Origin of the sequence: Endozoicomonas sp., from assembly GCF_031844845.1 — a bacterium.
Lineage (GTDB): Bacteria > Pseudomonadota > Gammaproteobacteria > Pseudomonadales > Endozoicomonadaceae > Endozoicomonas.
The window spans coordinates 1-12,902 of sequence record NZ_JAVRMB020000084.1 but is presented as its reverse complement, the minus strand read 5'-3'; the positions used below and the strand labels follow the sequence as shown (position 1 = coordinate 12,902).

The following is a 12,902-nucleotide window of genomic DNA, read 5'->3' as shown; positions in this document are numbered from 1 at the left end:
ACGGCCTGGTTGGCGAGCTGTTTGTCGAGGGTGACGATGAGGCGTCCGTGGTCTCGAAGGTGATGGCTAAAGTGACCGGGGAAGTGGTCGCCACCCAGCGTCAACTGGTTCAGGGTGCAATCGACTGGGTTCAGAGACAGGATCCCTGGCCACAAGGTCAGGAGTCCAGTCGTCAACAACTGGTTAACCTGCTGAGCCCGCGGGTCCGGTCACTGGTAAGCCCCGCAGTCGGTGATGTGGCCGGGCGGCTGGCGGAGCAAACCGGTCAGGAGCCAAAGCAACTGACAGGCGGCGTTGTGCCGTACCTTCAGCAGCAGCTGGCAAAGGGTCAGAATCTGGAAGCCCTGGTGGGCCACAGCGTGGACTGGCTAATGGACTGGGTAAAGGATCATGGGCAGGTCATTGATCAGGATGTGGAAAGCCATGTGCAGGGTCTGTTGAAGCAGGCCACACCGGAACTGGAAGCTGCAATCCACAAGCGGCTGGCCACCCTCAGAGGTGCAGCGGCAGCAAGCGCTGAGCAGGGTGAGGGTGTCGTGGCCTTTGCCCGGCAGGCAATGAAAGACCTGGTTCCGGATCCCATGGGTGACCCGGAGCTGGTTGGCCTGGCCGCACTGCAATCCATAAACCCTGTGGATAGTGATATTGAAGAACAGTCCGGCCAGGATACATGGTCAGAAGTCCGTCAGGCGATGACCCGGGAAGGCAGTCAACTGGCAGGCGATGTGGCCGGTCTGGCCATCGGTGAGTTCCGGGATAACCTGAAGACGGTACGTTCTGTGGTGACACCGCATATCAATGCGGTGATGACCGAGGCGGTCAGCGAAGGTGCGGTCTTCATGGCCCGGCGCAACGCTGAGCGGGAGCGGTCGGATACGATCCGGGGTTTCACAGCGGCAATGACACCGTGGCTGACGACATCGGTCGTAGAACTGCTAAGCCAGCGATTGACGTCTGATACGTGGTGTGAAGAGACGGTGACCGATGTCCGGGAAGCAGCAGAAACGGCGTTAGCCCCCGGCGCAAAAGATAAGGGGACAGCGAGCAAGCTGGCACAGGTAGCAGAGCGGGTCATGAAAGAAGGGGTGGCCGATGTGCTCAGTCAGGGTGCAGACCAACTGGAACAGGTCATGGGCAAACTACCCCATGAGAGTCTGAAACAGTTGGCCAGTGACTTTGTTCTGCACAGTACAAAGGAGGGTGCTGTCTGGCTGGAAGGTCTGGTTAAAGCGCTTTATACCCCGGGTGCCAGCAATCATTCCGTGGTCTCGAAGGTGATGGAGAAGGTTACTCGGGAGGTTGTCGCTGCCCAGCGAGAACTGGTTCAGGGGGGGATAGACTGGATTCGGGAGCAGGGTTCCGGGTTTCAGGATCAGGAGCCCCACCGTCAGCAGCTGATCAACCTGCTGAACCCGCGGGCCTGGTCACTGGTAAACCCGACGGTGGCTGATGTGGCCAGGCAGCTTGCGGAGCAAACTGGTCAGGAACCAAAGCAACTGGCAGGCGGCGTCGTACCGTATCTCCGGCAGCAGCTGGCAAAGGATCAGACGCTCGAGGCTATGGTGGGTTTCAGCGTAGATTGGCTAGCGAACTGGGCAGATAAAAATGGACGGGTAATAGAAGACGATGTTGAGAGCCATGCCAGGGAGTTGATAGCTGAGATTGCCAAAGATCTGGAACCCGCCATTTGCCGGCAACTGAAAACTCTGCGGGACTCTGTTGTGAAGAGCCAGAAGGCCGGTGAGAATGCGGTTACTTTTGCCCGCCGGGCTGCCCATGAATTTGCGCCTGCCAGGGTAGTGGGTACTGCTGTTGGTAGTGGAAACCAATGGGCTGCCAGGCTGCCATCACTGATACCGGGCTTGAGTCAGGGAATTACAGCGGTTATCAAGCAGGGGGCTGATGTCGTTCATTCCAAAACAGGTATCTTCCCAGCCGGTGTTCTCCCAATCATTGTGCCCCATGTTCAGAGGATCGTTGATGAAGCAGTGAGTGCTGGTGTTGAATATGGCATCCAGCAGCTTGCAGAACCGTCAGATGGTAATGTGGATCATATTGCCCGGGCAGTAAGTGGTCATTTACAAGGTATTATTGCCGGCTATTTAAGTCAGGGCGTTGCTGATGGTATTGAGTATGCAGCCAGGTCTGTTGATGCGGGTCTGAGCACAATTCAGACGTCAGTTGAGGAGGCGTTGACTCAACAGTTGGTTGGGGAGGGAGATGAAAATCCAGCCGATCTGGCCTCTTTATTAACGCCTCAGATCGAAGGGGTTATTGATCAGGCTTTGAATCAAGCCAGGGGCTCTGTGTTTGCAGGAATGGCAAAATGGATTGAAAGCAATGCATCCACTGCAACTCCCTGTCTGCATAGAGCCATTGATCAGGTGCTGGTTCATATTATGGCCAATGGGGGAGAATGGCTGCTCCGCCATCAAGAAGGGATTGCCAGTGAGGTGATGCCGCGCATCCAGAAGGTTGTCACTGAAACATTGATTAAAACTCAGGCTGATATTGTTCGAAGTGTGGCTATCTGGATGAGTGATGAAAAGAATATAAAAGAACTCGTATCAACATTTACTCCTCACATACTGCCAGCTGTTACAGACATTGTGGTTCAAACAGTGGCCAGACAAGCTGCTGAAAAAACGGGCCAGAATATCAGTGATATTGTTCATTCAATGACTCCGTATATAACACCGATTGTTGATAAAGCGTTGACTCATGCTACGGCCTGCAGTGTCCGGTGGTTTGCTGATTGGGCCCGGCAGCATAAGCTGGAAATTACCTCTCTGGCAGAGCCTTTTATTGAGAAAACGGTTCAGGATGTAATGCCTGCGGTAAAGACAGCGGTGAAAAATAAAGCGATCACCCTGGCGCAAAATAAAGCACAGGCTATTGACTTTAATACGCTGGCAGCAGAGTTGGCAGTGGCCTTTGCTGATCGTTTTGATCCCTCATCGCTCAGCACGGGAGTGGTAAAGATTGGCCCGAAAACCAATGTGATAAAAGAGCTGCCCAAACTTTTATGTTTATTGCTGCAGACTGTCGAAACCTATGACTGTCTTGGGGGTAATCTGACAGAGCCCGTTGAAATTGATCATGTGACAATTGCTGGTCGTGAGTTTAAAAATATCAAGGCTCAGCTTGTGCGTATGCCGGATGGCTCAATCCATATTCGTCATATGAATCTGGTATTCCGTGATGCAGATAATATCGATATTGATATAGAAATGACCGGGGTGTCACTCTCCTATCAATTACCGGAAAAAAGTAAGTTATATAAATCGGCCCTGTTATGCGGTGCATCCATGATGAGTCCTGTGGATTCTGCACGGAGTTTGTTGAATACATTCTTACCGGAAAATATCGACATTAAGGTGGATCAAATTACCGGCGAATTTCGTGATGACTTGATGGATGGCCCTGAAGATGACACCGTTGGCTTTGGTCTTAGCAAGATAGAAATTTCTGTTCGATTGCATAAATATTATCCGGCGCTTTACACCGATATCAGAGTCAGACCTCAAGAGGCAATCAAGGCTTCTATTAAAGGAGAAGGGGTTGTTGAACATATGGATGCTGATGTTTATATTGACAAAAATCGTAATGGTTATGTTGATGTGACAGGGCAGGCAGATCCTGCCAGGCTGCACAGTATTCTGGGGTGGCTTGTTGGCGGCAAGGTTCATGTAAGTACAAGGGTTCCTGTGAAAAACGGCATCGCTGCGTTAAATGACATTGAGGGAATCAGTGTTAGCACCGACAGTCGTTTTTCCTGGTTATGTAATGCCCTGTTAAAGAATACGCTCAAAGCAAATAATCCGGGTTTTACCGTGGGAGAAAATGGTAACCAGGTATTAAAACTAAAGCTGACCCCATTCTCTGAAAACAGGTCAAACCCTGTTACCCGATGGTTAGCCAAAGCGGCAAATCGTATTTTTCAGTTCTTCTTTTCAAAACCCATTGAAATACGGATGTCGTTCAAAGGAGCACCCTATACGCCTGCACCAATGGGCGAAAAGGGTTTGGGGACATTCAATTTTGGACGGTTTATTGATGGGTTGTCTCCCTGGCCTCTATCGATTCAGAATGATACTCATGAGGAACTCCTGCGGGAACTGAGAGCTGTTTCAGGTTCTGGGGATCCGCAAGCTCGTATACGACAGCTTGATAAACTCATTGATTGCGTGCTTGAAGAATTTAGACTGGGTAATTCACCGTCAGACCTTGGCCTGGTGAGAGAATTTGCTATAGAAGACCTTGTTTTACTGGTTAATAACGTGAAGCATAATGACGATGATCAGGCTCGGGCTCGCTTGCTATTCCTGATTGCCAGCCTGACAGAGGCTTTACCGGAAAAAGCAGTGCAACTGGTTAATGAATCTGGCTTTACCCCTGAATCTGGCGGGCAACCCTATTTGATACATCTTATTTCGACGACGCCAAAAGATTCCTGGCTTGCCAATCCGGTGGAAGGGACTGTTATGGAACCCATTTATCAGGAGCAGCAATTCAAGCAATTACAGGAGTTCTGGCATAATAGTAAGAGTAACCCTGATGGCAGTATTTATAGTGAGGATAGTGAAAAAGGACCTGTTCAGGAATGTGGTGAAAAGGCAGCTGAGTGGATGAATAGGCTCAGCGATAAAATGAATATGCCAAATGAATTCAAATTTATGCTGGCAAGGGATTTTGATTTTACAGATAAGCTGTTCAATCCTGCTACATCAAATAAACAGGGTTTGATATCAAACGCTCCTGCAGGTCAGAATCTGCATACTTTACAACGGGTAACCCCGGTAGATGTCAAGCAGCGTCTGGATTGGAAAAAACTCCGATTTGTCATGCCTGATGGCGTTAAACTTGACAATGCGCCTCCTGCGGCTTAGGCCGGATATGAGTTGTTGAGTTCTATTCGTATAAAAATAAATAGTCTATGTGCTATATATGGAAGTTTAATTCTGATTTATGAAATGCGAGGTGGGAGCTATGCAATATGGTTTAATGGCTAACAGCGAAAGTTATTTTAGTGATGATGCACCTCCACCTCTCTCCTCAAAAACAAAAAAGGCCAGTGCTGATGCTCAATACAGGGGGCGCCGGGTTGAATGTGCTGATTTAAAATTAAATTCTGGGGTACCTGGGGTATCTGGGGTAAAAGAAAGGGAACCGTATTTCCGAAAACCCTGGGGTTCGGTTATGCCTGAAGGTACTGGAAAGAGATTTGGGAAAAGGCAGGTGAGATATATAAGTACAGCTGCATCGCGTAATGAACCAAATCCTGTCAAAGACTTCGAGAAATTTGTGAACGGTGAGGCGATAACAAAAGAGTTTTTAATAAAAAATGTGATGAGGTTCATGGATGTTCGTGGTGTAAAAGCGTTGGGGTATTATTGTGATAATATGTATGCACAGATGGATAGAGAACATAGTGTAAATAATATAAATGAGAAAAACTTTTGTTCTTTGGTCAGGAAAAATGCGTTAGCTCTTGTTGAAATAATATTGAAAGACAATCAGCAGTCGGAAACAGTAATGTTCCGGAAGCTTTATCTTCTTTCTCATTCGGGGAAATTTTGTGAACTTTTAGTGTGGGCTGAGACTATGGTAAAGCTTTTAGGAGGATACCCTAATAAACCGAAAGGAAAATTGCTGGTGATAGAGTTGAAAAAGATTGATGCTTTTATTGAACTGGCTAGATATGAGGAGGCTTTGACTCTGATGAAAAATATTAACACTGATTATGTAGAGGGAGTCTTCTGGAAATCCATGGTCAAACTCCATGTCAGGAAAAAGGAATTTGATCAGGCTAGAATTTATTTGAAGTCTTTAAGATCAAAAAATATAATCAAATATCCTGAATATGATAGAACTTTAAGATGGGTAGATTATTGTGACAAGGAATCTGCAGCAGATGCCAAATCTGAAGTGAGAGAACCTGTGTTTTGTGATGGTGAAGCAACTGGAGAAATGGAGAGTCAGGCGTCGGTTAGAGTAGGGTTTGAATCCTCCAATAGGCCACCTGAAAGAATGAAGGTATTCAGGCTGTCAGAGGAAGATTCAAATAATAGTAAAGTCAGTTCAGAGATTGAATGCACTGTTTCTGATGATCTGAAGACTGGTACGGGTGATACCGGAGTGGCTGCTTATAAAAATATTCGTCAGATCTGGCCTGTCTATGTTAATCAAAATAATGTTGATATGGATAATCTATCGGATAAATGTGTTAAGCAAATATGGAATATCGAGTACATTTGTACTAATAGTTTGGTTTAAATGGAAAATTATTTGACTTGTATCTTTTTTAACATGCTTCATGGAATTCAATATGCTTGAGTACTTCTTTGTCATAAGAGAGAGGTGTATATATCTTCACAACAGGAGTCACTGTTCAAACGATGCCTGTTGTGAAGTGGTAAGCCTGGTTACACAAGCATTGGTTTCAGGAAACGCCCGGTATGAGACTCTGGAGTTTCTGATACGGCTTCCGGTGTGCCAGCGGCAATAATCTGACCTCCTCCATCACCCCCTTCTGGCCCCAGATCGATAATCCAGTCTGCGGTTTTAATGACATCCAGGTTGTGTTCAATAACCACGACACTGTTTCCATGGTCTCTCAAACGATGGAGAACCAATAATAGTTGCTCAATGTCGTGAAAGTGCAATCCGGTAGTCGGCTCATCCAGAATATAAAGGGTTTTACCGGTATCCCGCTTGGATAGCTCCTTGGCCAGTTTTACCCGCTGTGCTTCACCGCCAGACAGTGTGGTCGCGTTTTGTCCAAGGTGAATGTAGGAAAGGCCAACATCCATAAGCGTTTGCAGCTTTCGCTTGACGGCAGGAATTGGGTCAAAGTATTGCAGGGCCTCTTCAACCGTCATCTCCAGAACTTCGTGAATACTTTTGCCCTTGTATTTTACTTCCAGAGTTTCACGGTTGTAACGCTTGCTATTACAGACGTCGCAGGCCACATAAATATCCGGCAGGAAGTGCATCTCTACTTTGATAAGACCATCTCCCTGACAGGCTTCACATCTGCCACCCTTAACGTTAAAGCTGAAGCGACCAGGTTTATAACCCCGTGACCGTGCTTCCTGAGTGCCGGCAAACAGCTCGCGAATGGCAGTGAAAATCCCGGTGTAGGTTGCAGGGTTGGAGCGAGGTGTCCGGCCAATAGGGCTCTGGTCAATATCAATGCACTTATCAAAGTGGCTGATACCCCTCAGTGTCTTATAGGGCGCAGCGGTTAAAGTGCTGGCCTTGTTGAGTGCAGTGGCTGCCAGAGGGTAAAGAGTTCCATTAATTAATGTGGACTTTCCGGAACCGGAAACCCCGGTAATACAAGTCATCAGGCCAACCGGAATTTCCAGCGTGACATTTTTCAGGTTATTGCCGGTGCAACCACTGAGCTTGAGGGTTTTCTTTGAATCTATGGGTGTTCTGCGAGCAGGTACATCGATCTTGCGAATACCGGAGAGATATTGCCCGGTTAAGGACGCTGGCGTATCCATAACCTGCTCAGGTGTACCCTGGGCAACAATTTCACCACCATGAATACCGGCGCCAGGGCCAATATCAATTACATGGTCGGCACTGCGAATGGCCTCTTCGTCATGTTCAACGACAATGACTGTATTGCCGAGATCTCTCAGGCGGGTCAGGGTGCTCAGAAGACGCTCATTATCACGCTGGTGTAGCCCAATACTGGGTTCGTCCAGAATGTACATGACGCCTACAAGACCCGCGCCAATCTGGCTGGCCAGTCTTATTCTCTGGGCCTCGCCGCCGGAAAGGGTGTCGGCACTGCGATCCAGTGACAGGTAATTAAGGCCCACATTGACCAGAAAGCTGAGACGGTCACAAATTTCCTTAAGCACTTTTTTAGCAATCTCTCCGCGACGGCCCGGTAAATTCAGATCCTGAAAGTAAGCCAGTGCTTTCTCCACAGGTAACTTGACCAGGTCCGGTAAGCTTTCTTCTTGAATAAATACATTTCGGGCTTCTTTGCGCAGACGGGCTCCTTTGCAGGAAGGGCAGTGTTGGGTGCTCAGATATTTAGTCAGCTCTTCCCGAACTGACTGGGATTCGGTATCCCTGAAGCGTCGTTCAAAGTTAGGAATGATACCTTCAAAGGCGTGTCGTTTTTTATAGACATCACCCCGGTCGTTGACGTAACTGAAATTGACTTCCTCATCATCGGAACCATGAAGAATGACCTGCTGTTGTTCCTGACTTAAATCATCAAAGGGGGTATCAATGCTGAAGCCATAGTGTGCGGATAGCGATTTCAGCAGATGAAAGTAGTAAACACTGCGGCGATCCCACCCACGGATAGCACCCTCAGCCAATGTCAGTTCAGGGTGTTGAACAATACGGTCCTGGTCAAAGAACTGTTTAACACCCAGCCCGTCACAGGTAGGGCAGGCGCCTGCAGGATTGTTAAACGAAAACAGTCTGGGTTCCAGTTCGTTAATGCTATAACCGCATTCCGGACAGGCAAAGCGGGCAGAGAAGGTAATGTCGTTTTTTGAATCCTCGTCCATATAGCTGATGGTGACCAGACCGTCAGTGAGTTCCAGTGCGGTTTCAAAGGACTCTGAGAGACGAAGTTGCAGGTCTTCGCGCACTTTAAAGCGGTCAACCACCACTTCGATGGTGTGCTTTTTCTTTTTATCCAGCGTTGGTGGTGTATCAAGATCCGTGACAATCCCGTTAATTCTGGCCCGGATAAAACCGTTGCTTCTCAGCTCATTGAATACATGCAGATGCTCGCCTTTTCGGGCTCTTACCACCGGTGCCAGGAGCATCAGTTTCGTGCCTTCGGGCATTGCCAGTACCTGATCAACCATCTGGCTGATGGTTTGGGCTTCCAATGGCAAATGGTGAGTTGGGCAGCGTGGAATACCGGCCCGGGCAAACAATAAACGGAGGTAGTCGTAAATTTCAGTGATGGTGCCGACGGTGGAACGGGGGTTGTGGCTGGTGGACTTCTGCTCAATAGATATGGCTGGAGAAAGACCTTCGATATGGTCTACATCGGGCTTTTCCATCATGGACAGGAACTGGCGGGCATAAGCTGACAGCGACTCCACATAACGCCGCTGACCCTCTGCGTAGAGGGTGTCAAAGGCCAGAGAGGACTTGCCGGAGCCGGACAGTCCGGTGATCACAATCAGGCTGTCACGGGGTATCTCCAGGTTAATATTCTTAAGATTGTGTGTACGGGCGCCCTGTACGGTAATCTTTTCCACAGCCTTTTCTCCGTGCCGGTTTGGAAGCAAACGGAGCATTATAAATAGTCAATGGCCAAGTCTGTAGTAAAAATCGCTATATTCAGCAAAAGCATCCAGAGGTGACCATTGAAGTAAAGCCCTCCATCAGGGTAGGTAAAATACCCGGCACACCGGCAATCCCACTTTAGTGCAGCAGAATCAATGGCCAGTGATAGTAGGTGGCTGGCGTATGGATATTCAGTGAATGTTGACGTGATATTTTTGAAGGTGTCCGTCCAGCCTTCTGCCCCATCCTGGTTTTGGTGTTTCTTTCGTTCAGATAAATGGCCAGATAAAAAATAAGGGCTCAGGTAACTCCATCCATGGTTTACCAGACTGGTAATATAGTATGTGAAGAAAATTTTTTGTGTGTTGGTAACTATTTTTGGTTTGCCAGAGCATGGACAAACGGATGGCCAGAGTATCTTGCTGCCAGAATCCCATACTTTGTATATGTGAACGGCCAAATGCGCCCACATTAATAAATTCCTGGTAGTGATTAAAATCTTTTTTGTTTCGTTATGGTCGCTCTGAGTTAACAATATTACTGATTGGTCATCATTGGTGTTGAAAAGAGGCAGTTTGCAGTCTGAATTTTTAAGCTCATAGAGTTCATCAATACTGTTATCGCTTGAAATTGTACAATGCGTTCTTTTTCCATATTCGTTTATTGTTGTATAGTTTGCTGAAATTACAGTGGTGACTTTTTCTTCCTGTATTGATACTGCATGTATTGGATTAACAGGGAGTAGAAAAAATAGCAGGCTGTATGGTAAATAAAAAAATATTTGCGTCAGGCGTTTTTTGTCGATTGTTTTTGACATGAATAATGATCTATATTTCTGACTGATTTTTGTAGAGGAAGCTGTTCAATAGGAATGGCTTCCTTTTCTTCGTTTGGTGAACAATACGTTCGAATTGTTCTAAGGCTTATCGCAGATAAAAAAAGTGTATCTGGAAAGCTCTGGTCGTTTTTTTGTTTTACATGGGCTAATACTTCAGGCTTAAGCCGCTACCATTGAAAGAACCTTGTCCTTCAGGGAGTACCTGAAAATAGCAGCTACCGAGCAGAGCCGTCTTTCCTGCGAAGGAGGCTGTCGCAAAACCCACCGGGAACCTCATTCCCACGCTTTTAGGCCCTGAGGGTCCTGGCACTACCACGCAGGACCCCCAGGGCCTAAAAGCGTGGGAGCGAGGAGGGTTTTGCCACAACCGCCTTCGCGAGGATGACGGTCGGGGGGTGTTTTGCCCCTTTGCGACACCCTCCTTCGCGGGGATGACGCCGGTATATTCTAAATTGCAGTCTCCCTGAGAATGACTGATGACTTATTTATAGTCGGCTCGAAACTTATCGAACCGTGGCATTTTGACGCAGAGGCTTTATCTCATCCGGCGAGGCATCTCTGCGTAGCATCCGGGATGAAAATCCTGATAAACTTGCGCCGATAATGCTTACTAATGATAACTATCAATAGATAACCACCTATAAAAGATCAGGATTCGTTGTCGCACCATGTCATTTGTTGAATTGAAAGCTGCTGTATCTCTTACCATGGTCTTTGTCTTTCGGATGCTTGGGCTTTTCATGGTACTGCCTGTACTGGCCCTTTTTGCAGAGGAACTTCAGGGGGCATCGCCTGGCCTGATTGGCGTGGCCATTGGAGCCTATGGGTTCAGTCAGGCGCTGTTACAAATTCCTTTTGGCTGGTTATCCGATCGCTGGGGTAGAAAGCCGGTTATTCTGCTGGGATTGTTTATTTTTTTGCTGGGCAGTTTGCTGGCCGCAGAGGCAACGACCATTGAAGGGGTGATTGCTGGCCGTATTCTGCAGGGATGTGGCGCTATTGCCGGAGCAGTGACTGCTTTAATGGCCGACCTGACCCGGGAGCAGCACCGAACCAAAGCGATGGCAATGATTGGTATGGGCATTGGTGTTGCCTTTGCTATCGCCATGGTATTAGGCCCTGTAGTGAGTAATATCTGGGGGCTTTCGGGATTATTCTTATCAAACGCCCTGATGGCTGTGGCCGCGATGCTGATCATTATTTTAATGGTGCCCACGCCGGTGGTTACAAGGCGGGATCTCAACTGCTCTGTTGATCGCTCAGGTTTTCGACAGGTTCTTTTGAACGGAGAGCTGCTCAGACATATCGTTGGTATTTTTACCCTTCATTTTGTTTTGATGGCTCTGTTTGTTTTCGTTCCCGAGCTTCTGAATAAAGAGTTTGAGCGTTCTATGCACGGAGGCATTTACCTGGCAGTCATGGGACTCTCTTTTGTGATGATGATTCCACTGATCATAGTCAGTGAGCGGCAGCGTGTTCTGAAGCAGTGTTACATCCTCAGTATCATTATGCTATTTACTGCTTTTATCTTGTTATATCAGGGGGTACTCAGCCCGAAGATGCTATTGGCTGGCTTATTTGTCTTCTTCTTTGGTTTTAACTTCCTGGAAGCAACGCTTCCTTCACTCGTCAGTAAGCTATCGCCTGCGGGTACCCGTGGCACGGTTATGGGTGTCTATTCAACCAGCCAGTTTCTCGGGGCAGCCCTGGGGGGAAGCCTCGGCGGCTTTGCCCTGGAGTATGGTGGTGTTGTGAGTGCACTGGCGCTTTGTACAATTCCCACTGCCCTGTGGTGCTGGTTGTCTGTTACTATGAAACAGCCTCCTTATGTAAGTACAATGGTGATGGCTCTGGATCCTGAGCTTGGGGATGTAAACTCCATAAGTGCGAAGCTGGCCAGTATTGTCGGTGTTCAGGAGGTCACTGTGTTATCTGTAGAGAACACAGCGTATCTGAAAGTGGATAAACAACGGCTGGATTGGCCTGCACTTAAGCAATTTGGTCAGTGTTAGCAGTATGGTTTATAAAAATAAAAATAACGGGAACCATATATGAGTCTTTGGTTCTAATTTATGTGTATTGGTGTGAAATGACCTTTCTATTTATAGGGTTATTTTATGGGGCCATCGTACGGTATCTATCTGCTGATGGCTGTTTGAATTTGAATGATAATGGTGGAGAAGCTAAATGGCTCGTGGCATCAATAAAGTAATACTGGTAGGGAACCTTGGCAACGAACCTGAATTCAGGTCTACTGCTAATGGCAGTTCTGTGGCAAACCTGAGTGTTGCCACCAGTGAATCGTGGCGAGATCAAAATACTCAGCAAATGCAGGAAAAGACTGAGTGGCATCGGGTTGTCATTTTTGGGAAACTTGCTGAAATTGCTCAGCAATATCTTCATAAGGGATCAAAGGTTTATATTGAAGGTAGCCTGAGAACCAACAAGTGGCAGGATCAGAACGGACAGGATCGGTATACCACTGAAATTGTTGTTTCCGGCTATGGCGGTCAGATGCAAATGCTGGATGGTCGTCAGGATAATATGAACGCGCCAGCGGGTGGTGGCTATCAGCAGCAACAGCAGCAGTACCAGAAGCCACCGCAGCAGCAGCAACAACAACAACAACAACAGCCTTACCAGGCTCCAGCTCCACAGCAGCAGTCGCAATATAATGCGCCACAGCAGCAGGCTCCTGCGTCACCTGCACAGTCAGCACCACAACAAACGCAAGCAGCATCGCAGCCAGCTGGTTTTGATGACTTTGATGATGATATCCCGTTCT

The 12,902-nt window shown here is 47.7% G+C and carries 6 protein-coding genes; 4 read left to right on the top strand and 2 right to left on the bottom strand.

From position 1 onward, the window contains the following. Positions 1–62 precede the first annotated feature (62 nt). Positions 63–4,889, top strand: coding sequence for a hypothetical protein (locus RM811_RS03815; protein ID WP_402520924.1), 4,827 nt, complete (start codon positions 63–65; stop codon positions 4,887–4,889). 100 nt (positions 4,890–4,989) lie between these two features. Beyond that, the gene (locus RM811_RS03810; RefSeq protein WP_402520923.1) at positions 4,990–6,276 is read left to right on the top strand and encodes a hypothetical protein; all 1,287 of its coding nucleotides are present in this window, start codon (positions 4,990–4,992) and stop codon (positions 6,274–6,276) included. 149 nt (positions 6,277–6,425) lie between these two features. On the opposite strand, the gene uvrA is transcribed toward RM811_RS03810, so the two are convergent. Both uvrA and RM811_RS03800 read right to left on the bottom strand, forming a co-directional pair. Next, positions 6,426–9,251: an excinuclease ABC subunit UvrA gene (uvrA, locus tag RM811_RS03805; RefSeq protein WP_402520921.1), complete on the bottom strand. Its 2,826-nt coding sequence runs from the start codon at positions 9,249–9,251 to the stop codon at positions 6,426–6,428. A gap of 38 nt (positions 9,252–9,289) precedes the next feature. Then, positions 9,290–10,096: a hypothetical protein gene (locus RM811_RS03800; RefSeq protein ID WP_402520919.1), complete on the bottom strand. Its 807-nt coding sequence runs from the start codon at positions 10,094–10,096 to the stop codon at positions 9,290–9,292. Positions 10,097–10,785: 689 nt separating this feature from the next. On the opposite strand from RM811_RS03800, the gene RM811_RS03795 reads away from it, so the two are divergent. Then, a complete protein-coding gene (locus RM811_RS03795) occupies positions 10,786–12,129 on the top strand; it encodes an MFS transporter (protein ID WP_402520917.1) in 1,344 nt (447 codons plus the stop codon). A 175-nt stretch (positions 12,130–12,304) separates the two neighbouring features. Then, positions 12,305–12,902, top strand: a 598-nt coding sequence (locus RM811_RS03790; RefSeq protein WP_402520915.1) for a single-stranded DNA-binding protein, incomplete at its 3' end; no start/stop codon positions are given.